General features: G+C 58.7%; 22 protein-coding genes. 6 read left to right on the forward strand and 16 right to left on the reverse strand.

Annotated elements, in window-relative coordinates; all coding sequences use genetic code 11:
• The 4 genes from NG900_RS01030 to NG900_RS01045 all read right to left on the reverse strand — a co-directional run bounded on the left by NG900_RS01030 (position 1) and on the right by NG900_RS01045 (position 2,805).
• On the reverse strand, positions 1 to 906 hold the full coding sequence (locus NG900_RS01030) for a CBASS oligonucleotide cyclase (RefSeq protein ID WP_252675822.1): 906 nt from the start codon (positions 904 to 906) through the stop codon (positions 1 to 3).
• The gene (locus NG900_RS01035) at positions 906 to 1,406 is read right to left on the reverse strand and encodes an HORMA domain containing protein (protein WP_252675824.1); all 501 of its coding nucleotides are present in this window, start codon (positions 1,404 to 1,406) and stop codon (positions 906 to 908) included. Before NG900_RS01035 ends, NG900_RS01030 begins: the two co-directional genes overlap by 1 nt.
• Complete coding sequence (locus NG900_RS01040) at positions 1,403 to 1,753, reverse strand: hypothetical protein (RefSeq protein ID WP_252675826.1); 351 nt, start codon at positions 1,751 to 1,753, stop codon at positions 1,403 to 1,405. The genes NG900_RS01035 and NG900_RS01040 overlap by 4 nt, the downstream gene beginning before the upstream one ends.
• A 122-nt stretch (positions 1,754 to 1,875) precedes the next feature.
• Entirely contained in the window at positions 1,876 to 2,805 is a 930-nt protein-coding gene (locus NG900_RS01045; protein ID WP_252675828.1) for an AAA family ATPase, read from the reverse strand.
• A gap of 252 nt (positions 2,806 to 3,057) precedes the next feature.
• On the opposite strand from NG900_RS01045, the gene NG900_RS01050 reads away from it, so the two are divergent.
• The 3 genes from NG900_RS01050 (at position 3,058) to NG900_RS01060 (ending at position 6,893) form a co-directional block, all read left to right on the forward strand.
• The gene (locus NG900_RS01050) at positions 3,058 to 3,756 is read left to right on the forward strand and encodes a response regulator transcription factor (protein WP_252675830.1); all 699 of its coding nucleotides are present in this window, start codon (positions 3,058 to 3,060) and stop codon (positions 3,754 to 3,756) included.
• Positions 3,728 to 5,911: a sensor histidine kinase gene (locus NG900_RS26670; RefSeq protein ID WP_252675832.1), complete on the forward strand. Its 2,184-nt coding sequence runs from the start codon at positions 3,728 to 3,730 to the stop codon at positions 5,909 to 5,911. The genes NG900_RS01050 and NG900_RS26670 overlap by 29 nt, the downstream gene beginning before the upstream one ends.
• A 514-nt stretch (positions 5,912 to 6,425) precedes the next feature.
• A complete protein-coding gene (locus tag NG900_RS01060; protein WP_252675834.1) occupies positions 6,426 to 6,893 on the forward strand; it encodes a hypothetical protein in 468 nt (155 codons plus the stop codon).
• A 643-nt stretch (positions 6,894 to 7,536) separates the two neighbouring features.
• On the opposite strand, the gene NG900_RS01065 is transcribed toward NG900_RS01060, so the two are convergent.
• From NG900_RS01065 to NG900_RS01115, 11 genes are all read right to left on the reverse strand, one after another.
• Entirely contained in the window at positions 7,537 to 7,977 is a 441-nt protein-coding gene (locus NG900_RS01065) for a hypothetical protein (protein WP_252675836.1), read from the reverse strand.
• Positions 7,978 to 7,981: 4 nt separating this feature from the next.
• A protein-coding gene (locus NG900_RS01070) for an IS3 family transposase (protein WP_252675838.1) occupies positions 7,982 to 9,192 on the reverse strand; the annotation gives its coding sequence in 2 pieces (ribosomal slippage) (positions 7,982 to 8,868 and positions 8,868 to 9,192; 1,212 coding nt in all).
• A gap of 78 nt (positions 9,193 to 9,270) precedes the next feature.
• Positions 9,271 to 9,597, reverse strand: coding sequence for a UPF0489 family protein (locus NG900_RS01075; protein ID WP_252675840.1), 327 nt, complete (start codon positions 9,595 to 9,597; stop codon positions 9,271 to 9,273).
• Positions 9,598 to 9,689: 92 nt separating this feature from the next.
• Positions 9,690 to 9,869, reverse strand: coding sequence for a hypothetical protein (locus NG900_RS01080; protein WP_252675842.1), 180 nt, complete (start codon positions 9,867 to 9,869; stop codon positions 9,690 to 9,692).
• A 492-nt stretch (positions 9,870 to 10,361) separates the two neighbouring features.
• The gene (locus NG900_RS01085; RefSeq protein WP_252675844.1) at positions 10,362 to 11,843 is read right to left on the reverse strand and encodes an ISNCY family transposase; all 1,482 of its coding nucleotides are present in this window, start codon (positions 11,841 to 11,843) and stop codon (positions 10,362 to 10,364) included.
• A gap of 320 nt (positions 11,844 to 12,163) precedes the next feature.
• Positions 12,164 to 12,787, reverse strand: coding sequence for a nucleotidyl cyclase domain-containing protein (locus NG900_RS01090; RefSeq protein WP_252675846.1), 624 nt, complete (start codon positions 12,785 to 12,787; stop codon positions 12,164 to 12,166).
• Positions 12,788 to 13,013: 226 nt separating this feature from the next.
• Entirely contained in the window at positions 13,014 to 13,943 is a 930-nt protein-coding gene (locus NG900_RS01095; RefSeq protein ID WP_252675848.1) for a TIR domain-containing protein, read from the reverse strand.
• Positions 13,944 to 14,129: 186 nt separating this feature from the next.
• The gene (locus tag NG900_RS01100; RefSeq protein WP_252675850.1) at positions 14,130 to 14,729 is read right to left on the reverse strand and encodes a Mov34/MPN/PAD-1 family protein; all 600 of its coding nucleotides are present in this window, start codon (positions 14,727 to 14,729) and stop codon (positions 14,130 to 14,132) included.
• Positions 14,726 to 16,462 (reverse strand): ThiF family adenylyltransferase, encoded by a 1,737-nt coding sequence (locus tag NG900_RS01105; protein ID WP_252675852.1) that lies wholly within the window; start codon positions 16,460 to 16,462, stop codon positions 14,726 to 14,728. Before NG900_RS01105 ends, NG900_RS01100 begins: the two co-directional genes overlap by 4 nt.
• Entirely contained in the window at positions 16,462 to 18,054 is a 1,593-nt protein-coding gene (locus tag NG900_RS01110; protein ID WP_252675854.1) for an adenylate/guanylate cyclase domain-containing protein, read from the reverse strand. Before NG900_RS01110 ends, NG900_RS01105 begins: the two co-directional genes overlap by 1 nt.
• A gap of 1,015 nt (positions 18,055 to 19,069) precedes the next feature.
• The gene (locus NG900_RS01115) at positions 19,070 to 19,444 is read right to left on the reverse strand and encodes a PHA-granule associated protein 4 (RefSeq protein ID WP_252676880.1); all 375 of its coding nucleotides are present in this window, start codon (positions 19,442 to 19,444) and stop codon (positions 19,070 to 19,072) included.
• A gap of 259 nt (positions 19,445 to 19,703) precedes the next feature.
• Between NG900_RS01115 and NG900_RS01120 the strand changes: the two genes are divergently transcribed.
• From NG900_RS01120 to NG900_RS01130, 3 genes are all read left to right on the forward strand, one after another.
• Positions 19,704 to 20,024, forward strand: a complete 321-nt coding sequence (locus NG900_RS01120; RefSeq protein ID WP_252675856.1) for a hypothetical protein — start codon at positions 19,704 to 19,706, stop codon at positions 20,022 to 20,024.
• Positions 20,025 to 20,443: 419 nt separating this feature from the next.
• Entirely contained in the window at positions 20,444 to 21,082 is a 639-nt protein-coding gene (locus tag NG900_RS01125; RefSeq protein WP_252675858.1) for an SOS response-associated peptidase family protein, read from the forward strand.
• An 864-nt stretch (positions 21,083 to 21,946) separates the two neighbouring features.
• Positions 21,947 to 22,234: an H-NS histone family protein gene (locus tag NG900_RS01130; protein ID WP_252675859.1), complete on the forward strand. Its 288-nt coding sequence runs from the start codon at positions 21,947 to 21,949 to the stop codon at positions 22,232 to 22,234.
• Between the two features lie 348 nt (positions 22,235 to 22,582).
• On the opposite strand, the gene NG900_RS01135 is transcribed toward NG900_RS01130, so the two are convergent.
• A complete protein-coding gene (locus NG900_RS01135; RefSeq protein WP_252676882.1) occupies positions 22,583 to 22,876 on the reverse strand; it encodes an H-NS histone family protein in 294 nt (97 codons plus the stop codon).
• Positions 22,877 to 22,903: the final 27 nt, after the last annotated feature.

The raw sequence follows: 22,903 nt of genomic DNA on the forward strand, positions 1-22,903 counted from the left end.
TCAGGAAAGCGGGAACTTCGGACCAAACAGGGTGCGCCAAGCTTTCAGGGCTTCTCCGTTCTGACCTTTACGAGCCAGGTGGATGGCATTGGAGGCCTCACGGCTTGCAGCGAGCAGCAGTTGCTGCGCGCGGTTTTTGCACGCGTCGTCCATCCCATCGCTGATGGGTGAGCCGAGTCCAGCCGGATCGGGCCATTCGTCCTTAATACGGTCGGCCAGCGAGGAGAACATCGTTTGTAGTTCGTAGTCGAAGCGGCCTTGCCAACCGCCGTGCAGACACTCCAGCGCCATCACCTCAATGAGGAAGGATGGCTTCACGGGCTTATCGGCGCCGTGCTTCGGATTGTTGTTCCAGTACTTGACCATCCGCACGAGGCCCTTCCACTCGCAAGAAAACGCCTGGTGGGCGTCCCGCGCTTCGCTAGCGTGGATGTCGGGGTTGGTTTTCATCCACTTGCCCGTGTCGCTGTTTGGAATCTCGTAATCGTCATCGATCGCGACTGCGGGAACGACGTCCACGCTGAGCACCCGGTAGTCCGTGTTGTCCTCGGCATCGACAACCACACCGAAGTCAACGTTGATGGACCGTCCCTGCTTGCGGACAGCTTCCTTGCCGTACTTCTCCACCAGCGCTTTGTAGAAATCGTCCAGCACGACGGACGGGGCCTGAGGACGATACTTCTCCTCCTCGGCGTCGGACAGCACAAAGAAGATATCGATGTCCTTCAGCGGCTTGGTCTTTGTGTGCCGGGCGTAGGAGCCGGTGAGGAAGTCGCGCTGAATCGAAAACTTCGAGCGGATATGCTCCCGAACTTCGGTATGGCGCTTGGACGCGTTTGCTTGCTCGCGGTCGTTGAGCTCAAGCCGGGACTTGAACTTGCGGAATGCATCGTCAAGGGAAATCATCAGCGGGTCCTCCAGTAAGCGGCATTCGCTCCGAGGCCGCTATGTTCAACAGTTGAGCCCAGGGTCTGGCGCACCATCCCTTCAGTCGAACGGGACGAGCAAGGACCCCAACCAGCAACGTCTGGTCGGCCAGGTTTGGTCTTCAGAATGACCGCATAACCTGCGTTCTCAGGCGCCACGCCAGCCTTCCTGATGGAGTACTTCAACTGCTCGGTGTCCGTGTAGAACGACCCGTCGCCATCGGACCACTGGTAGACGATGTCCAGGTCCCAACGAAGAATCAACGCGTTTGTGAGCGGGTTGTAGATTTCCAGTTCAACGCGCTCGAGGTGTTTGGACTCCATCCAGGTCTTGATGGCGCGGTGCTTGCTTTCCCAACTGTTGACCAGGTTCGTAGGAGAAAGGCCGCTGAGCCGAATGATGTCCTTCAGGCTCTTCAGCACGTTGTCGGTCACGTACGTCACCGAGTGGGTGTAGGAGTAAACGGAAACGGTGCTCATGACTTAAGGAATCCCTCCAAGTCGAGCGTCACAGCGGACGCGCTGGTCGACTTCTTATCGGTATCAACTTCGAAGCCGCTCTCCGCATCACGCGCGACCACTCGGCTGGTCTGCAGCTTCAGCGCAGCCTGGACCCAGGACAAGTCATCGGTAGCGACAGCCACAGACACCTGCCAGTTGCCCTTGGTCGCATCGAACCCCAGCTTCGCTTCGTTGCTGTTCGACTCATCGAGCGCGTCGTCGTCATACAGGCAGTAGATACGGGTACGGGGGCCGTCGCACGTCACGACGATGGGACTCGACTTCGGCGTCTGGTCGGTGATGACGCTTGCCACAATCCCCGCCACGCTCATGAGTTCCTTACGGGCATCCTCAGTAGGGCTGCTCGCGGTGATGAGAGTGACGATGGCGCTCCACGTGTCAGCAGCGTCCCGGGACGGAACGCTGCGAAAGTCTCGGCGGACGGTACTCACTTGCTGGCCTCCTTGCGCGAGCGCGCCACCTTCGCATCCTTTGCTGCGGCAAGCAGATGGGCGGTCGTCAGCTTGTTCGGGTCGGCAGCCACTTCGCGGCTCATGGCCATCGCGTTCACCACCATCTTGCGAAGGGCGCGGCCGTCCAAGCCTTCACACGTGCGCACAATCTTGGCAATGTCCAGGGAGCTGGCCATGGTCGCGAGCGCCGGGAACTGCTTCGCCAGGCCACTCAAGCATTGCTCGAGAATCTGGGCAGCTGCCTCCTGACCGGGCGGCGGCACTTCGATGACCAGGTCGCAGCGAGACGTGAACGCGTCGTCGATCGCTTGGGGGAAGTTGCTTGTGGCGATGAATAGGATGTTCGGGTGTCGCTCCGCGAGCGAGTCGAGTTGGACGAGCACAGCGTCCGTGGCGCGATGGATGTCCACCGGATTGGCCTCCAGGCTCATCCGCGAACGGTCCGCCGCCAGCGTTTCGACCTCGTCCAGAAGAACGACGGTCGGGCCGTTGCTCGCTTGTTCCGAGATGGTCTGTGAGAACAGCTCGCTCACGGCGCGTTGCGTCTTACCCATTGCGGAACTCGTCAAAGCATGGGGGTCGACTTCGATTAGCTGCGGTTTGGCCTTGGGCATGTAGCCCGCAAGTTTGCTAGCCAAGCCGCGCGCCAAGGAGGTCTTGCCGGTGCCCGGGGGACCGACGAGAAGAATCACGCCGTGCATCGGCAGCTGGTCACGCGAGATTTTGGGACGCAATGCGAAGTTCAGGATGGCCTGCGACAGCAAGCGCTCCTTGATGTCGTCCGCGACGATGATGCTGTCCCAGAGCGCGTCAAGCGACGCATGGGGAAGCGCGCGGACGGCGGAAATGCCGCGCGGAAGGTCTTCAGGCCGCATCAGCTGCTGTGCGTGGGTGTTGGCGTTCAAATCTGTCCCGTCCTCGTGCGGACGCCGTTGTTTCGATGGACAGAATTTTTCCAGCAAGCCGGAAAGGGTTGGTGGAAGGCTGGTTCAGGTGTGCTGGCTGCGCCTGGCGCTGTGACACGTTTCCAGAGGACACGACCCGCATTTCTTATCCCGGCCGCCCCTTGATCAAGAAACCTGAACCGCTTGCCTGTGAATCTTGCATGCGGACGTGAGATGCTATAGGCCTCCCAAAAACCCTCTTCCGAGGCCCCCATGACCCGCATCGCCATCATCGAAGACGTACGCGAGGACAGCGACAACCTGAAGGCGCTGATTCAGAGCTCTCTGGAGGCGGACGTGCGGCAGGCTTTCAATAAGACGGAAGCTGAGAGCCTGCTGAAGGAGGAGAAGTTCGACTTGGTCATCATGGACATCGAGCTTGGGGTTGGTCCGAAGAACCGGTATGCCGGTCTGGGCCTGCTGAGTGATATCCGCGCGAGCTGGCCGACTATAGTTGTCTCAGGGATGCCAGAGGACAACCTCAGAGGATTGGCGCTTACGCTGCACGCTTATGACTTCATCGCAAAACCCGTCGATGAGCAGGACTTCATCAACAAGATTGAGCACGCGCTTGAATGGGCGAGTTCTGAGGCAGGCAGGGACCTGACGACTCAGCAGGGCTTACCAGAAGGTCTGACTGCTGACCCGCAGCGGAAGAATCGATACCTGTGGAACGGAAGGCCTGTGTCGCTAACGCTAACCGAACTCAGCATTCTTCAGTGCTTGATAGAGAGACCAGGCACCGTGGTGGAGACACGGAACCTAGTGAAAAACCTGAGGTCGGGAATGTCAAATAAGGCAATCGCGACGCAACTGTCGAACGTACGCGCGAAGTTCCGCGATGTCGACCCAGACTTCGACCGAATTGAGAACGAGCCAGGCCGTGGCTACCGCTGGAAAACCTCAACGTAAACGCTGGCTGCAACGCCTGCAGAGCTGGGACTTCACGCTCCTCACCGTAGCGCTCCTCACCCTCCTGATCTTTTGTTTGGGCGGGGCGGTTGTTGATATCAGCATCTCAGCGAACAAGAAGGAGCAGCGAGTCCAGGAGTCGGAGCTGAACGGACAGCTTGCCCAGTTTCTGCTCAGCATTCGCGAGCCCGACGGTTCATCGCTGCTTGAGAATCCGGTGGAGTTTTCCGCCGTCTCCCGGCCGCTAAGCGTCGTCACGTTGAGCCGGTCGTTCTTTTCCTACTTGCTGCAGAGGGGCAACGCCAAGGCGTTCAAGACCGGAGACATTAACTTTGAGCCTCCTCGCGCTTGTCAGGTGGAGTACCCAGGGGGCCGACGGGACGGCGCGCTGTCCGGAAACCTGCGAGCCTGCTTCGCAGCGGTACCCGGGGACCAGACTGGACGGTACGTCTATTTTTCACTGCGCTATCCCTCCAGCAAGATTGAGCGCCACCGTGCTGGCCGGCCGTTGGCCGACGTGAATCGCGTGGTGCTCACATTCGGCGGGCAGCGCGAAGGCCGGCTTACGTTGGCCTACCAGGTACCGCCATTGGCCCGCTCGCGTTATCCCTCACAGTTGGCACGCTTTGAGCAGGTTCATGAGCTTTCTGGCTTCGCATCGGGCGAAGGTGGGGTGCCGTCCCGGCTTGTGAGCGGGCAGGCCTTCGAAAGCCAGGTGGAAGAGGACGGAAGCGCGCCGCAGCACTTCGTGACAGTGGTGGGGCGCATTGACGCCGCGTTTCTCCAGCCATCAGGCTCGGATGAGGCTTGGCCATCAGCTGCCCTGAAGAAAATCACCATCGGCTTGAAGGTTTACGACAAGTCAGGTCCTGACGTGGAGCCTGAAGTTCTCTTTGATGTCCCTCCGGGGAAAGCTGGTACGCCGGTCGTCTCGTTGACTCAGGCGTATCTGGCGGCCGTCCCCTCACGTGCATCCTTGCAGGTCAGTTCCACTGGCGCTGGAGGCACTCGGCGCGCCATCTGGCGCTCTGACGATGCTGGTATAAGTCAATCAACAACACGACTTGACGGTTGGTGGCAAGACATCGCTGACCGCTGGTCCGAGTTCATTATCTCCAAGGGGACTCTTCAAAGCGCGCCGGTCTCCGCCACTCAGACTGTTCGGATTGGTGGACAGGGGAACGCCAGCGCCACGCTCACCGCGACTCCATTTATGTTGCCCGACCTGGCGACACGCGCGTTTACGTGGATTTCTGGTGCAGTCGCGCTCATCGTGGTTTTGGCCTTCTATTGGGGACACAATGTTCTAAAGCTACGTCGCCTTCGGGCGATGGCATACGCGATGGCGGTGCGACCGACTGGGGGCGGGGATCTGAAGCAGTTCGCCGCGCGGAACGAAATTGGCACCTTGGCACGTGTTTTCTACCTACTTCTGAAGCGCAGCCGCTCGCGCGATGCGAACTTGGTCAAGCGACTACGCAAACAGGAGTCTCGGCGCGCCGAGACGCTGCGACTGGCGGAAGCTCACGTGCAGAACCGGAAGGCAATTTTGGATGCTATCGGACACGAGATTCGAGCTCCGCTGCAATCTCTTGTGAACACAACAAAGGATCAGCCGCCAGTTCAACAGAAGCTCTCCCGCATTCGTCGCGCCGTGGAGGCGCTTCATGAGGCGACCAGCGTCGAGGATGGACTTCGGTCTGGCGAGGTTGCGATGGCGCCACACGACCTATCGGATTGGCTCCAGAGGTTTGCGCACAATCTGAACGAAGACGGTAGGGGCGTGGAATACGTTGGCCCTGCACATGAGGTTGTCGTGCAAATGGATTCCATCCAGCTGGAGCAAATACTGGATAACCTCCTCGACAACGCTCAACGCTACCGTGAGCCCGGAACCAACATTGAGCTTCGGCTATCGGAGTCCGGCGACCTTATTGAGTTGGCCGTCTTCAATTGCGGAGTGCCTATTCCAGAGGCGGAGATCGAGAGAATCTTCGACCTTGGGGTATCCGACGGCGATGCACCGAGCAATAGTGGACTTGGTCTCTTCGCGTCTCGCATCTACGCGTTGGCGATGGACGTAACCCTCCGGGCTCGCAACGAGGTGGGCGGTGTTTCGTTGGTCTTGCAATTCCCACGATCAAGTCAGGATTGAGTGGCCTCGCTATGGCTTAAGGGTGTTGGCAAAGACGCCCACTTTTCTACAGAGTGGGTCAGCGCATGAGCACTCTTCAGTTCGGTTGCGACAATTGCCACTAGAAGGCATTGGAAGAGCTCATCGCATACCCCAGCCGAGGGGAGTGTCTAAGTCGGCGCTAGATTGTGACGGGCGCCGGTGGAGTTTTTCCGTTGACTTCATTTATACATCGCTTATGACTATCGACACTACGATCGCAGCTGTCACTGCCCTTGGCGGGGTAGTTACGGCATGGCTTGCTTGGTTGGTAATTCCCAGAAGGCGACTGATCGCACTCTGTGATGGCCTAGCGGTTGTCGAGCCGAGAAATGGGATTAAGGCCCCAATCGAAGTGCAATTCGCCGGCGAAATCGTGCCACAGGTAACGCGTACACTAGTGTACGTATGGAATGGAGGCAATCGGGAGTTAACGCGTGTCGATATTTCCGCGGGCGACCCCATAAGAATTAAAGCTCCTCAGGGCAGCCGAATCTTGGCAGCGAATGTCATCCGTGAGTCCCAAGCAGGCTTGGGTGCCAACACTGCGGCCTACGATGACGGCGAGCGCCTATTGACCTTCGAACGCTTACCTATCAAGCACGGTGCCATTGTAGAGGTGTACCACACGGCCCCAAATCCGGAGCTTGAGCTAATAGGTGCCATTCACGGTGATCATCGTATACGGAATACCAAGTCGAAAGGAGCCTACTTCGATGAAATTCGCAAAGGGCGCTCGGCGTTTTGGTTCGGTGCGTGGGTGGTTGGCTCAGCTGTAGTCATGATCGGCGGCATGTGGTTTGCCGCATCTCGGCAGGTCACATTGAATGTGGTGCAGTTGGCTCACTGGGTACCAATGCTCATGGGAGAAACATTCTTGATTTTGACGTTCCCAGACCTGATTGCAAAACTGAAAGTGCCCCGGTCCTTGCGATTGTCAGCGCGCGGGCCACGGAAAAGGTGACACCGAATAAATCGGTGCGACAGGGGAAGCGACCCATATACGCCAGTCCTGCCGTACGATGGAGTTCTATTAGGAGTTGTATCCGCTCTTGCGACCCGGAAGACAACGACTAGCCGCTCCCTGCGATATCACGGAAGATACATATTGAGGCCTAGCTACATGGCTATGGTCGACCGTTTCCTTGAGAGCCTCGCGGCAGTCCTATACGTAACCATTCTCCGAGCAATTCCCTCACGCAGCGCTGGCATAGGTCGAGCCTGGCCACGTTGCCATCACCAAAGACGGAATCGAAGCCGCAGGAGTGATCAAGCGACAGTCGCTCCTGCCACTCACCAGGCTCGTCAGGGGTCAACCGACGCTGGCATCGGTCACAGGTAGCTTTGTCATCTTCCGGAAGTTGGCGTCATCCGTTAGGAACACGTCGCGGCCTGCGTATATGTGACTCCAAAGAGCCAGCACATCGCACTTTCGGTTTCGCCATTTCCAGTACTCGTCAGGGCGTTGGTCCCGCGGAAGTTGAGGTGTGCCAACCGACGAATCACCGTGGCAGCGGGGCGGCCCTCTTCGATAGAAACAATGGCATTCGTATCGAGTGTCAGTCGCAGCATATCTGAGGCATTCGAAAGTTTTGAGCCATCGGGAGCTACTTGCCATTTCGACACGCGCGCCCTTCCTGAAGGTGAGGCAGCACGAGTGCGGCGAGATGCTTCGTGTCCTCTTCGGTCCCGGAATAGCCGAATGACAGCGACACCGTCAAGAGCGCGGCACGCTCAATAACTGGCCGCATGCTATCCAACCAAGCAACTATTTCCGTATCGGGCCAAAGGTCGCCTTCGCCCAACTTCTTCGTGTTCTCTTCTTGATTGAACAAGTCCAGGCACAGATCGAAGATTAGGGGCTCGGGCAGAGGATTCCGAAGTAGATCAGTCGGCGAGTCGTGGATGTATTGCCGTACGTTGGCCGATGCCAGTAGGTCGGGGTTCAGCCCTTCATCGCTATCTGTCTGCTTGCAGAGGAAATGCACCTCACTGATGAGGCCGGAAATGATGGCAGGGGCTGGATTTACCCCCGTATCTCCGGACACCGCCTCACACTTGAGTTGATGATTCCGTCCTGCGCCTGAACTCGCGTGGTGAGCGGTATTTCAGCGCGCTATGGGGATGCTGCTCGTTGTAGTGCTCGAACGCGATGGCGAGGTTGCGCGCAGCGGTCGTCGCATCAGGCTTGGGCATGAAGGCGACGTAATCACGCTTCATCGTCTTCACGAAGCTCTCGGCCATGCCGTTACTCTGCGGGCTGCAAACTGGCGTCGTCAATGGCTTCAAGCCAATGTCCGTGGCGAACTCGCGCGTCTTCCCAGCAATGTAGCCTGAGCCGTTGTCCGTCAGCCATTCAATTTCCGCTGGTGCTTTCTGGACATTGCCGAAGCGCTGCTCGACGGCAGCCAGCATCACGTCGCGTACGACGTCACCGCTGTAGCCGCCGGTCGTTGCCACCCAACTCATCGCCTCGCGGTCGCAGCAGTCCAGCGCGAACGTCACGCGCAGCGGTTCACCGTTGTCGCAGCGGAACTCGAAGCCATCGGAGCACCAGCGCTGATTGCTGTTGGCCACAGCGACCTTGCCGTCATGCCGACGCTGTGGGCGCGGTGGCGTCGGCCTGCGCTCAAGCAGCAGGCTGTGCGTACGCATGACCCGATAGACCCGCTTGGCATTGACAGGCGCTTCGCATCGGCGCTCACGTTCGCTCCGCAATCGCCCCCAGACGCGCCGGTAGCCGTAGCTCGGCAAGTCAGCAATGACGTGCCGGATTTCGTCCACCAGGCCGGCGTCGTCGGTTTGCCGAGCCGTGCGCCCATCACGCCAACCAGCAGGTCGAGCGAGCTTGGTCGCCACGTTTGAGCGCGCTACGCCGAGGACCTCGCAAACCTGCTTCACTGGTCGTCCCCCGGCAACGATGGCGAGCGCGCAATCCACTTTTTTGCCCGACCATATTCCACGGCTTCGCGCAGAATCTCATTCTCCATCGTCTTCTTGCCGAGCATGCGCTGCAGTTCACGAACTTGCTTGAGCGCCTCAGCCAACTCGGAGGCCGGCACCACTTCCTCGCCCGCACTCACCGCTGACAGGCTGCCGTCTTGGTACAGCTTGCGCCACTGGAACACCTGATTCGGGTTCACACCGTGCTGGCGCGCCACCATCGAGACCGTCTTGCCCGGCTCGAAGCTCTCCCTGACCATCGCCAGCTTCTCTTCCACCGACCACCGCCGGCGGCGCTCCGGCCCCGTCAACACTTCCATCACTTCTTGTTTGCTACTAGTCATAAACACAGTCGTATGCCTACCCGTTAGTTTAAGTGGGTGACTGTGTCCGGGGATTCAGGGGGCCGTTCCAGGGGCGATAAACGAGTCGTAGCGAATGAGATCATTGTCCAGCGTCATCTGGTGAAGCTGGGGCAGGTCAGCCGCAAGCAATTTCGCAATCGCTTCCTCGTCTGGTGCCTCTCCGCTGTCATTGAAATCGTCAGCCGCATCCCAGTGGTAGTCAGCATGCACCAGGCAGAACTTGCCTGCCTGCGTTTCCAGAGCGAACTTCCGCCACGTGTAGAACGCCCATCGGTGATCATCCATGAGCCATACGTCATGGCTCAGCGGCCGAAGCATCTGGTCATCGGGCTGCAACAAGTCAATGGCAGCTTGGTCCATGTACGGCGCTCCGAAGTCGGACTGCGATTGAGTCTACATGCTGTGCTGGCCAGTGGGCCCGGCACCATGTGAGGCGCCGGGCCCCGTCAGCGCTATGTCGTGTGCCCTGAGCGCTTGGTCTGGTGTTCCACAAAGAAGGCGGCGATCCCATGGTTGCGGGGGAACACTTCCTTCACGGTTTCGGCGGCGACCATCCGGGCGTCCAGGAGGCGGGCGAGCCCGTCTTCCCAGCGCAGCAAGCGATGGGCGGTTAGGAACTCGTCGACTTCCATTAACCCTGCGCGTACGCGCTTTCGATCGCGGGGAGGAACGGCAGCGCTCGGCACGAAGAAGGTGTGGTGGCGATTAAGGTCGCCAATAGCCACCGCTCTCGAGATTCCGCGAAAATGAGCCGAGTGACTCGGTCGGTACCTGAGTCAAAGAGGCGAGCAAGTTCCGAGGTACCGTTCGAGCGGCTTGGATTGTCAGCCACCAAGGCTGATATCACTGCGCAGAGCTACGGCCGGAGTTCACGAGAGCCCACTTAACGGAAACGTAGGATCTAATGCCAATCAACAGAATTCGCCAACGCAAAGGCGGCACCAAATGGCAGAAACGCCCGAATCCGCCATTACGACATAGTGTTCCGTCAAAAAGTGGCGAATTTCGACCCATGTTTCCGTTGGAGCGGTACTCATCCCAAGTACGACATTAGAAAAAATCCCCAACACCAGTGTCCAGGCTAAATCAGAATGTCCTATCTCCATCCAGATCAGAATGTCCGGTTAGTGCAGTGTGGTGTTCTTCTTTCTAGGTGCCTTTCTGGGATGTTTCCGTAGGGCGGTCGAGCTGGCCTGCGGCGGCGTGGCATCAACAGGGCGGGGCGGTGGTGCCAGTTCCTCGATGGCGCGCCGCAAGTCTTCTGAACTCAACTGTCGCTGTGACTTGGTGCCAGGCGCACGCAACTCAGGGTGCCGTGGTGGCTGGCCAATGAGGGTGCGTGACGGCCGGTCGAGGTTGCGCCGATTATCACGCAGCGCTTGCACGCGTTGGGCAATCTCCAGTACGTGTCCGAGCCGCTTGTTCTCGACGATCGCCCCCTGATCGATCTCGCAAAGGCGGTCATAGAGGACATAGGGCAGGGAGATGCCATCGGCCCACAGTTCGATGTGGCCGTCCGGGTACTCCGCCACCTCGACATAGTGGTGGACCAGCGGACGGTGCTCGGGCTGATCGGTGATGAGGTACAGCGTACGATCGTATTGCAGGGTCAGTCGATTCGAGACCTTGCGCCATTCCCGCCAGGTAAAAATGCGTTCGAGATCCTCTTCAGGCTGTACCGGGCGATGCGCGTTGAAATCGCTGCGGGGAATCTTGGCAAAGCGCAAGTTGAAGTCCGCCAGGAAGACCGGCGCAAAGGCATTGGCAGCCTCCAGCGTGCTGATATTGTGCAGGCGCAACTCCTTGACCAGGCGGTCCTGCAGCGTGCCGTTCATGCGTTCGACACGCCCTTTGGCCTGGCTGGAATTGGCACAGATGCTCTCGATATTGAGTTCATAAAGCGCTCGGCCGAACTGGGTATAGTCGCGGCCCGCGGTGGCACCCCTGGCATTGACCCGGAACACGCTGGACTTGTCGCTGTAGAAGGCCACAGGCTTGCCGTACCTTTCCAGATACGCACGGGTCGCGGCAAAGTAAGCAAACGTCGATTCGGTCGGCACGAACAAGAGCTGCATCAGGCGGCTCGTCGCGTCATCGACGTAGACCAATAGCGTACAGACCGGGGCGCGGTCTTCGAACCACGCGTGTTCGCTGCCATCGATCTGCACCAGTTCGCCCAGGCACGCCCGGCGGCTGCGAGGCTGATGGAGCTTCGGTGACCGCTGCTTCCTCGGCACCCAGAAGCCCGCATCGATCATGATCCGGCGTACCGTTTCCTTGGCCAGGTCGACGCCATGGCGCTCGCGTAGCTTCTCGCAGGCTAGCGTTGGGCCGTAATCGGCGTATTGAGCCTGGATCAGGGCGCGCGCCTGCGCTTCCAGCATGCGGGGCAGCTGTCTATGGCCAGGCTGGCCGCGCTGACGCGACAGCAGCCCCGTCGGGCCGTCTACACGCCAGCGTTGGACCAACCGCCGGACTTGACGCGTCGTCAGATTCAGCCGCTCAGCCGCGCGCCATTGCGGCAAAAGACCTTCGGCGGCGGCTTGAATGACCTTGAAGCGGTCAGCTTCGCGCAGACTCATGGTGATCAACCCTCGATCCTTCATGGTGCGCTCCAGTTCCTGCTCAGGCGCTACCAGTATAGGACTCGCTAGAGGACATTCTGATCTGGCTAAAAGCGGACATTCTAGTTTGGCCCCTACAACCAGCATAACGCCTAATGTATATTATGTTAAATATTGGCGATGCATTCGGACCCGGTTACATCTGGATGTCGTTCATTGGCGGACGCAAGCAATTTTGTTCACTTTCGCGAAGACGCATTCGCTAGCCGTCCACCGTCGAATGGTTGACTGTGTGATTTTCAATCAGCCCAGAACGCGAAGTGTCTGACAGACCGTTTCCGCTCGCCGTCTGGATGAACGGGTTACCAGTAATATTCGCCGTCGTTACGTTGACCATCGATCCATATGTCTCCGAGGTCAAGCTCGTAATATGAATAGGCTGGTTCGCCTCGCTTGCCGGCGACTTCGAGAATAGTTTGCCCCGATAGCCACGCATCCATGCCGGCGTCGTATGCGGCTGGTCCGATGTGGCACCGATTGCCTACTCCAGCGGCAATAATCCGCGCAGCGTAATTGGTGGCTGGCCCGATGCAGAACGGAATCTCGCCCAGCGCCTTCGTCGTAATGGTCGAGTTATCCAGAACGCCATATTCGACGCCAATCTTTAGCGATGGCGGCGCCGGAATACTGGTAATGTAGTCCGTGTCCGCTAGGTAGCTGCACATCTTGTTGAGATCCTTCGCGATGCCTGCGCAAGCCAAGAAGGTACTTTCAGCGTCAGGCAGAATTGCGAAGATCGCATCGCCATTGACTCCGATCACACTGCCACCTTCTCTCTCTACCACGGCAATCGGACCCACCAAGATGTCTCTCACGAACTGTGCGACTCCAGCACCAAGTTCGTTTTGCGCGACCAATGCAGTGAAGCTGTTGACGTCGACGATCATGGAGAACGCCGGGAATTTCAGATGCTGTGGAATCTCCATTTCGTGTCCGGATTCTTGATCTGCGCTTATCGTTGCTGGATCGGCAGGACGGCTACCAATTCCCCAACTGAGTCACCAGGGAGTCGTCAGTGGATTCGCATGATGCCGACAACGGTCGCCGCGGTGGCTATGGCATGAATTCGCCGAGGGTTCGGGGGGCGCCCCAACCTTGACTACTGACCAAAGCACAACGCGCCGCCCTCCCTATCCGCCAAAGGCTGCTGTGTTAACGCAGATCTCGGCAACCCAACTGACTGATCTTAGTCTCCAGCTCGTAGATGGGTGCGCTGAGCGCTTGGGTAGCAACTTCGCCATGCTTTCCGCTGGGCGGCGAATACATGATAGGTGTCATGCCTTTGAAGTCCGACGGCATCTTCAATTCTTCGTCCATCTTGGGAACCAGTAAGAACGTGCGTTTGCGACCCAGCCGCGACATGAAGAAACCGAGTTCGAAGATGACGTTATCGCGGGGGGCTGCAGTCTGGTGCTTCCTTGACCGGACTATGTCATCGGGATGGGCAATGGCTACCCCGAAATCGGCTCGATCCACCTCGGTCTCCAGCGCCTCCAGCGGATACGCTCCAGGGGGGAAAATGTCGTCGTCCGACCAAAGAATCGAATCGGCGTCGGCATATCTCAGCCCATGCCGAATTGCCTTGGCGACGTCCAAGCTTTCCTTGGAGCTGATGAAAAACACTCGCGGCCTATCGTTCGGCGAGCGAATAAGAGTGTTCCGCTGCAGAATACGATTCGCTAGTTCAGCGGCAATGAGTTTATACACCGCAGGGTGCGCGTTCGCGACTTGATCAAGAGTGTCTGGTGAAACCTTCAACGTTACGGTCGGCTCAAGTGCAGTGACCGTTGCGCTTCGAACGACGGAAGGGTTTACTGCCGACATTTCGCCTACCGTGAGGTTGCGTTCGCGCGGGTACAGGAAATTGCCCTTAACAGAGATGCCGACCTTTCCCATTAACAGGAAAAACATTTCACGATCGGCCTCGCCCTCCTTGATCAACACTTCACCGGCAGAATGCTCCGTCAATTGACCGGCATCAGCCAGCGCCGCGGCAACTTCATGGTTTCCTTGGATTATGGTCTGCGCAAGCATTGCCTGCACGAGCGCGGCGCGATCCTTGAAGCGGTCGATCAAATTCATTGTGTATCCTTCACGTTGAGTCGTTGCAGAAAATTGGTCGATTCGCCATAGAGCAGAAGGTATGAGCCTTCGTCGCCAGCACAACGAAAGTGACGTCATCAGCCGCAATCCATGCCAAGCTCTACCCTGGTATCCATTGCGCCATTGTGATGAGCCACTCTGTTGCGGTGGACATTCCGTTCTGCACTATTGGCAAGTTCGTGGTTTCAGAGAGGCCTTACGCTTGGAAGGTCGAGAACCACCACCGTCCGCACGCATGGCAAGACGCTTGCGCAGCGATAACCGAGGAGAAGCGGTCACCTCGGTAAGCGCGTCGTTTAGCTCAGGCATAACCAGTGGCACGCGCATCGGTGCAAGACCATGTGCGAAAGCGTGCGCTGATGCTTCAAGCTTGCAGGTGCTCGATCGCTTGACGATCAGCAGCACAAGGAAGTTTGCCACTTGGTCCGGCGCTTCCAGCAGCGAATGCATTGTGAGAACGTCCCTAGGACTGGGCAGTGCCGGAAAGCTTGGGTGCGAATGCCATTCACCGAGATAGTTGAATCGCTCGTACTGGTGTCCGGTCAGATCGTGGAATCGACGCATGAAGCGTTTGTGGAGGCTGGCGTCTCTCGCGAACGCCGCGAAGGAGCCGCCCTTACGCTGGACAGACAAGTCAACAATGCGAAAGACGCGCTCGGCAACGCGCTCGGTCGCCAGGACGCCACCGATCTCATTGGCCCCTGCGCGCCGAAGCTCGCGCAGTAGCTTCGCGGCGCATTCCGGCGCCAGTTGAACTTCAATCATTGGCCTGCACCTCGCGTTGCCGCGATCATGACTTCCACTAGCGCTTTACTAGCCTCGGCCCGCACGTCGTGGTCGACTTCAGCGGCCTGCAACCACGGGCCCGAACCGAGATCGATCGGCCAGGTATCGAACGGCCTCTCGAAAATCCACTCCTTGCGCAGCGCAATCATATACGCCGAGCACTCGAACTCTGAGTTGTCGCTTCCAATGGCGGTATCGATGAGCAGGCGAGCGAAATGTGCGGCGATGGCCGATACGTCCGCATCGTCGGCAACCATCGGCAGGCCGTCCTTTGTCTGCGAAGCATAGTCATTCGCTGGCTGCGGCGGATCGGGGAAACCCGGCTGTGCACACCACTGGTCGATCATCGCACGAGCGTCGAACGGGTTCGGATCCAGCCCGGGGCGTGCCCGCGCGATCAGGCCACCATAGCCGCCCGCAAAGACGCGTGCCCAGCACATCGTCTTTTGGTTGAGCTTGGCTGCTGCCGCAGCATAGTTAAAGACGTCGTGGTCGCCCGTGGCGTCCACGATGACATCCGCTTCAGCAATCTCACGTACCAACGCGTCGTCCTTGCTACCGGCTTCTTGGCCGCCCAGCAGGAAGTTGTGCACCTTAACACTGACGCCGGCAGCCACACGCTTCAGGCGCTGGGCGACGGCATGTGCCTTCGATGCACCAGCTTGTTTGGCGTCGAGATCGTTGCGCACAAGGTTCTCGAGCTTTAGGATGTCAGCGTCGATCAGGATGAACTTTCGCGCGCCACTACGCGCCAAGGTCGTGGCTACCTTGGAGCCGAGGGAGCCACATCCCAGTATGGCGAACGTCTTGTCCGCCAGGCTAGCGTTGCTGGGAGGAAGGCGGTCGTCCGAGTCAGGAGGAACAAGTGCAAACTCGTACGGCTTCTCGTCGCCAGACCGGAGGTAGAAGGCACGCACCCACATCGGTGTCACTAGCATAAGGCACCGAGCTTCGTTCTTGGCGATGGGCTCCGCGACGAACATGCTCCAGAAGACGCTACTGCTCGCATCATCCTTGAGAAAGATTTCGACGGCGTCAAGACGCGGATCGTCGGCAGCTATGGCCATGGCCAAGCCCTCCAGGCCCGCGTCCTCGACGAGCGCCGTGGGCACTGTCGGATCGACCCACTGCGTGCCGTCTTGGTCGGTGACATTGGTGAGCGTGACCATCATGCTCAGGGGGCCCCAGCACCGGTGCAATTTGATAGGTTGGCTTCCGGTCACGGTTGCGAGCTTGGCTTGGCAGGCAACAGTCATATTCATCCGACACCAGCTTCCGCGAATTTCCTGACCCTGCGTCACGTTGTGCGCCGACGGTAGTGCCCAACCCGACGTGTGCGTGATCCCCAGGTCGGCGCCCATGAGAGTCAATGCGCTGCGCAGCATGACTGCGCCGCTCAGATCCGGGTGCCAGTTGTCCGGGCGGTACTCAAGGCAGAGATCCCCACTCTTTAGATACTGGTGAGCACCCCAGTCCGCGATCTCACCAATGGGGCGCACAACCGGTGGCGAGTTCGGGAAAATCAGTGGGTAGATCATGGTGACCGAGCGAACCTTGTCGGCGATCCGCAGATCGACATCCACCTTTATGGCAAGGTTGGGCCCTGATACAGCCCAACGGGCGTTCTCCACGCCAATCCCTTCCGCGAGCAGTTGATCGACCGCGGCCCGCTCGGCCAGAAAACGCGCCGGGTCGTTGATGAACCACCACATCAGGCGAATCCCGCCGGAACCTTGTTCGGATTCGTGGGCCCCGCAGCCTGCGCCGGTAGCGTGAACGCTGCAGCGGCAGATACTGGTGCTCGACCGAGTCGATTCGGCTGGGTCGACGGCAACGTGGCGGTACGCGCCAACGCCGAGGTTGACTTCTGGCTAGTGGTTTTACCGGCGAGCGCGTCAGTAGCTTCGTCGTAGTCAAAATCTGCTCGGATCCGGCTGTCACCGAACATCGTACGGAACGCCTCAGGCGCAAACTTGTATGCGGTCGGGCCTATCGCGGTCTCATTGCTTTTGCAACGACGCTGCTCATCTTCAGAACGCAAAACGGCGCGACTGATGCAGCATCGAATCCGCTCACCCTTGTAGCCCAACCGGGTGATTGCCGTCGGGCCGTGCTCCAAACCGATCTGGATGCCGAGGTCGCCGGTGTCGATGCCTTCTTCCTCCAGGATGGTAATTGCCTCCTCGAAGCTGCTGCGCATAGCAGCCGCGCACAGCATGGCGTTTTTGGCCGTCTCAGCGTCGTCGGTGGTCTGGGACGTCCCTTCGATTAGCACACCGTGAACGCAGTCACCGATGAATCGGATCTTGCGGCCGGCGAAGTCGGCGTGCAGAACGGCGTCGAGTTCGGCTCGCAGCACATGCAGCACCCGCACGACATCCTTGGCCGAGTCGTCGTCATCGATCCTGTCCGACACGTAGGCGGTAAAGCCGTCGATGTCAGCGTAGATCGACGTCGACTCCTGGCGTCGCGAGTTGCCTGGGGTCAGTGTTTCCAGGTCGAGGTCGGCGAACGGAGGCGTGTGCCGCGTGAACTCGAACGAGCCGAGCGGCTGGTTGGCGAGGCCTTCTTCCCAGTCCTCGACCACATCATCAGCAGTGACTTTGAGATCCGCGACATCCTCGGACTGCTCGATCTGCGCCTCGGTCAACGCCGTTTTGTCTTCTTCCTTGACCGTGCTCCAACCCACGACCGCGCGCGCGGTGTTGGTCATGTAGATGCCGGTATCGGCCCCTCCACCCGAGCGCTTGGCCGCCAAGTTGGCCGGCTCACCCAGAAAAAGCGGCTCGCGGTTACCGCGACGCCCGTTGTTGACAGCTAGCGCCTTGCCGGAGTCAATGCCGGCCCGCACCTTGGCCGCCGGCAGAGGATCATCGCTGTCTTCTCCCGTGCGCGCGAGTACATCAATGATCAGTTGCGCAGTCGCGACCGCCTTATGGATTCGGCCAGTCTCGTCGTTGTACGGTTTGGCGAAGACAGCGTGGAGCCGCTGGTTGTGGAAGTCGACTTGAATCGCGTCAACGTCCTTCAGAATGTCGCGCACTGCCCGGTAGTGCCGGTCCAGGAATCGCAGCGTGCGGCTGTGCGCCCGCACGCCTTCGAAGTCAGTGATCCCGAGCATCTCATCGATGTTGAGAATATCGACATACAAGTGCACGCCGTCTATGCGATAGGCGATGCCGTTGCCGAGCCCTGTCAGATTGGTGTCCCGGAGGTATTCCTTAATCTCGACTTTCCCGACTTGGTTAACCCAGCCGCGGATGCGCTCCTGGGCGCGATCCATCTTCCAGTTTCTGGTTGCCATATAGTTTTATCCCCCATGAATTGGCCGCCCTGACTCAATCACGGAGGCCAGAGCGCGCTGCTACGACATGCGCGAATGCAAATAATCGACGAACCTTTGGCCGGAATTCTTCCTCTGTTCAACTGGCCGATATATTTAATGCGAAAGTCTGAGGCTCGCTTGGCCCTTCATGTAGGCTGGCGAGCGTTCAAGGTAACGAATGCACGGACAATTTTCAGCAATGCTGCTTATCTATAGGCCACATCTTTCAATTCAATAGGGGCGCATTACTAGTGTAAACCCTATATAAGCTACGCTGGTTGCACGAAGTTCGCCAACCAACGCAGCGTGAATGACCGCTAACGGGAAAGCTGAGTGGGTCTTGCTAGGTCAATATCAGGACCTTCCTGACAATTTTCTCAGCGCACCAGTGTCAACGACCGTTTGATATCCCATTTGGGTCGACAGCGGAGCGCCCGCCGAACGACTGTTATGGCCAGAGACAAGTTAACAGATGAAGGCTCGATATGGCCGCTCCACTCTGATACCTGCCGTTGGAACCGAGACGACCCGATTGTCGGCAGTGGGCCGAACTGAGACCGCCGACCCTGATGTCAAATCGTGTTGCCGATTTGCGTGACTCTTGCATTGCAGCATGCAGTGAGGGCATCGACCAGCAAATGCGGATAGCTGTACACGCGGCACGGGACAATCTCGCGAAATAAAACCGGATTCCCCCCTAATGGCGTATTCATCTTCTGGCCGCTGCGTCCACAATGCTTGAACGCAGCGGCGCTGGTGCTCCCCTGCGTTTTTGTGGCGCCTTTTCCCCGGGGGACCAGAGGCGCAGCGCCCACGTGTGCAGGGGCGCTTTTTTTTTTGGTTCATCGCGGATTACCAGGGAACACGGCGCGGATTTTGAGAAGAAGTCGTGGTCATCGCGGACACCGCAGGCCATGCGCTCAGTCTCCTGGATCCGATTGTTGATGCCCGACGCCGCCAGCGAGTCACGCGCAGGACCGTTATTGAGGTTGCGCTACTCGGACCAGACCGCATCGACCTCTCGCAGCAAGTGGCCCGCGAGGATGTAGTCCCCAAGCTTTTCCGCTTTTGCCTCCAACTTGGCCAGTTCGGCAGCCGGCAATCGGTCCAAGTCAAACTGACAGTAGAGGTTCCGCTGCCGGAAAGTGGCTTTCGCACGCGCAAGTCCAGAAACCAGTGCCGCTGGTGATTTGACTGCGATGCTCTCGTGGCCACGGAACTCCACCCGAATCCCAACGGCTCCGCCGAGTCGGCCCAACTCAACAGCGTCCCGCCAGCCGGACTCATAGTCCAGTTCGACGGCCGCGACTCCGCCCTGCTCCAGCAGCCGCAGCGCTTCTTCCCTGGTACTAGCGCGCGCTGGTGCCAGCGTGGTACTCACCACGTCAATTCGCGAGGGCATGTGTGCCACCTGTTCTGTTCGCATCATCTTAGCTAGGGCGAACCCGTTCGGACTCGCACCGTTTAGTAAACGAAGTTGACTTCACCGAGGCTGACCGGCTCTCGTGAACGCGGGATGAACAACCGCTAGCTAGGCAGCGGCAGGAAGCGTAGTCATCACATTCCCACTGCCTCATTGACCAGACGCCGCCGGCCATCGATACTGTACATACATCCAGTATTAGACCATGGCAGCGCGTGACTTTCCAACCTCGGCAATCCAGCGTAAGAAGCTTTCTGCGGCTGCGCTGCGGGCCATATGGCAGCGCAACCCCTCGCCAGATGTGCGCGACTTGTTGTGGGAAATTTACCGCTTGCAGGACGTTGCCAGGCAAGCGTACGGCGTTGTCACTTTGGCTCGGATGTGGGGTATCGATAAGCCGTTTTTGGCGAGATTGAACGCGCTGGACTCGGCGTTGTTCGCCGAACCATGTTTGTGGGAGCGGCCACTTGATTGGTCGACAGAAGAAGTACAGGCACTGAAGCGCCTGTCGCGCGACCGCCGATAGCCCGGCCAAGTTTGGGTCCCACAATGACGTTTCCACTACGGCAACGCTTCCCAGCGCTCACCCGGAAGCGCTTGCGCGAGATTCAACTGCGGTATGGTCATGACCCGGTTATACGGCGCCTCCTATGGGAAATCAGGTGCCTGCAGATTGTCATCATGCGTGCACGGCAGCTCGAACAGTCGATGCCGCCAGGTGAAGGCACAACCGACATAGGCATCATCCTTGGCTCCCTTCGCAGAGAGCTCGCGGCCGAGTCCTGGTTGCAGGAGTGGAGATGGACACGTGCGGAAAAATGCCACCGTGAAGAATGCCTACAATGGTCCATTGCTTCCTGGGTATGGGGAGGGGCGTCATGTGCACCAACTACGCGCCGGCCAAGGTAGAACGCCTGAGGGTGCTTCTGGGCCTTGGCCCTCCGCTTGAGTACCCCCCCCCCCGAGACGTTCCCCGACTACGACTCACCGCTCATCCTCATCAACAAGGACGGCAAGCAGGACTGCGTCGTAGCAAACTTCGGATTTGCACCTGCCGAGTACGCTCGCTCAGGCATGCCCAATCCCGTGAATGCGCGCGCGGAAACGGTCAGCACCAATCGCATGTTCGGGAAGTTCTGGCGAGCCTGCAACCTTTGCATCGTGCCGGTCGATGCCGTCTATGAGCCGTGCTATGAAACCGGCCACAACGTCCGGCACAAAATCTGGCTTAAGAGTGAAAGCGAGTTCGGCATCGCCGGCATCTGGCGCACCTGGGAGTCGCCTACCGGTGGGCCGCCGCGGTACACGTTCGCGATGCTGACACTGAACGCAGACGACCACGCCATCTTCAAGCGCATGCACAAGCCGACGAACCCGGACGGCTCTCCAAAGGAGAAGCGCGGGGTCGTCATGCTGACCAGAGACAAGTGGGACGACTGGCTTGCATGCCGGGACCCCGAGCTAGCGCGCAGCTTCTTGTCGCTATACCCAGCTGAGCTCATGGACGCGGCACCGGCTCCAGTTGAGCGAAAGACAACCAAGAAGCCACCAAAGGTACCACCCGAGAGTGGTGGCCTATTCTAGAGCGCCAACTCGCAATAATTCTGAGCGGCAGCGGAGCAACGGGTATTCTCGCATGAGCGGTTTTATGCCCCCAAAGTCCCACCATTTGAGAGCACTACACTATCCTCAAAGAGATTCCTGCGGGCTTGAGCGACACCTTCGCACGGGACACAGCGAAGCAGCAGCAGTGGGCTGCCTTCTTGAAGAAAAATCGCCTGCCTGCGACGGACCTCGCCCAGATCGTGGAATCGCTGCGCAACGGGTTCCAGCGCCTTCAAGCCCACTGTGCCACCTGCTCCGTTCAATCAAACGAACCACCGCTATATACAGAAAGCTATTGACCGGAGTGCTCAACATCCTTAATTTGCGCTCTTGGTATCGGGCACCTTGTTAAGTAATTCGCCCGGACAGCGTTGTGCTTGACCGCCCGATGCCTTCTTCTATCTCATAGGCATGAGGATGCATGCCGCCCGATGAACTGGGTCCGCACGTTACGCGCACTGCGTTGCTAGCGCTCCCAGAACCTCAGCGTCAAGCGTAAAGATTCTGTCTAGCCGACCCGAACCCAAGTCGGCCATCGACCAGAACGATAGGTCCACTACCGCTGACAGAAGCAGCCCCAGCGACACAACACTTGAGCGGGAGCCACCCGGATCATTGAAGCTGCACCCACGATGCCGCAGCACCACGACACAATCTCTCTACTAAAAACTTTACTGTGGCACTCAAAGCCGGCATCAGGAGAAAATGCACTCTTCGCAGCAAGGCGAGAAAAATCGAGGCAGTGCCCTCTTCCGAATAGTGTGAAATCACCAGAACCGCATTCCTTTAGATCCTTGAATGGCATATGCTTTGCATTCCGACGCCACTCAACACAGGAAAACCATGCCGAGCTACAAAGAGCTACTCGCTCAAAAGGCCAAGCTTGAAGAGCAACTCGAAGCAGTTCGCGTCAAAGAACTTGAGCAGATCATTGCTCATGTCAAGCAAGCCATTTCTGACTACGGTCTGACAGCCGAGGACATCGGCCTGGCATCGAAGGGGAAAGCAAAGGCAAAGCGCACTGTTGCCCCGAAATACCGTGACCCAAAAACTGGCGCCACCTGGACCGGTCGAGGCCGCGCGCCCGCCTGGATCGCAGGCAAGAACTATGAGCGCTTCTCGATTGCCTGAATGCAGGCGCGATCAAAGATACAAAGCCCGCATAGTGCGGGCTTTCTTCTTTGTCGTCGTTACCTTCTTACGCCGATGACCTTGAGACCAAGTGAACCGGCAGACCACCATACCCGTTGAAAAGATCAACGAAATTAACAAAGCAATCTCCCGAAAAGGCTCGATGAACAGGGAGACGCTTCACAGGCGGCAATAAGGGGGCAGTGTACTTCGATGCCGACCGTCCAATTCTTGGGAAGGTGGATGCGAGCGGCGCCGATGGTCGAGGTTGGGCGCACGCGCTTTGCGCCCGTCGAGCCGCCGGCGCAAACAGGCAACAGCAGCTCGACCTGTACATACGAGGGGGCGTTACGCTTCGATCAGGAAGCGGTTGCGATTCTTGCCAAGCCATGCAGGAGCCCGGCCACGGCCCGACCATGTGGCGCCCGTCTTCGGGTTCCGATACTTGGCCGGCACGATCGACTTGGCTTGCCCATTCTTGGCGGGGAGCGCCTTGAAACCAATATCGGATGCGGTCAGACCGTAAGCTTCAACAATCTCGCGAGCTCGCGCAATCGCCGCTGCCTTTTCGGCACGGTGCGCTGCCTCGATCTGCAATTCGAGCCTAGCTCTTTGCGCCAGAAGCTGTTTGTACGTTGCCACGCTACCCCCGTTTTTATGTGAGCGGCA

Source organism: Ralstonia soli (genome assembly GCF_023955655.1).
GTDB classification, from domain to species: domain Bacteria; phylum Pseudomonadota; class Gammaproteobacteria; order Burkholderiales; family Burkholderiaceae; genus Ralstonia; species Ralstonia soli.

What these genes read in the sequence shown, in the direction of transcription:
- NG900_RS01030 (WP_252675822.1), bottom strand. Translation starts at nt 906, where the DNA reads ATGATTTCCCTTGACGATGCATTCCGCAAGTTCAAGTCCCGGCTTGAG.
- NG900_RS01035 (WP_252675824.1), bottom strand. Translation starts at nt 1,406, where the DNA reads ATGAGCACCGTTTCCGTTTACTCCTACACCCACTCGGTGACGTACGTG.
- NG900_RS01050 (WP_252675830.1), top strand. Translation starts at nt 3,058, where the DNA reads ATGACCCGCATCGCCATCATCGAAGACGTACGCGAGGACAGCGACAAC.
- NG900_RS01075 (WP_252675840.1), bottom strand. Translation starts at nt 9,597, where the DNA reads ATGGACCAAGCTGCCATTGACTTGTTGCAGCCCGATGACCAGATGCTT.
- NG900_RS01080 (WP_252675842.1), bottom strand. Translation starts at nt 9,869, where the DNA reads ATGGAAGTCGACGAGTTCCTAACCGCCCATCGCTTGCTGCGCTGGGAA.
- NG900_RS01085 (WP_252675844.1), bottom strand. Translation starts at nt 11,843, where the DNA reads ATGAAGGATCGAGGGTTGATCACCATGAGTCTGCGCGAAGCTGACCGC.
- NG900_RS01090 (WP_252675846.1), bottom strand. Translation starts at nt 12,787, where the DNA reads ATGGAGATTCCACAGCATCTGAAATTCCCGGCGTTCTCCATGATCGTC.
- NG900_RS01095 (WP_252675848.1), bottom strand. Translation starts at nt 13,943, where the DNA reads ATGAATTTGATCGACCGCTTCAAGGATCGCGCCGCGCTCGTGCAGGCA.
- NG900_RS01100 (WP_252675850.1), bottom strand. Translation starts at nt 14,729, where the DNA reads ATGATTGAAGTTCAACTGGCGCCGGAATGCGCCGCGAAGCTACTGCGC.
- NG900_RS01105 (WP_252675852.1), bottom strand. Translation starts at nt 16,462, where the DNA reads ATGTGGTGGTTCATCAACGACCCGGCGCGTTTTCTGGCCGAGCGGGCC.
- NG900_RS01110 (WP_252675854.1), bottom strand. Translation starts at nt 18,054, where the DNA reads ATGGCAACCAGAAACTGGAAGATGGATCGCGCCCAGGAGCGCATCCGC.
- NG900_RS01120 (WP_252675856.1), top strand. Translation starts at nt 19,704, where the DNA reads ATGGCAGCGCGTGACTTTCCAACCTCGGCAATCCAGCGTAAGAAGCTT.
- NG900_RS01130 (WP_252675859.1), top strand. Translation starts at nt 21,947, where the DNA reads ATGCCGAGCTACAAAGAGCTACTCGCTCAAAAGGCCAAGCTTGAAGAG.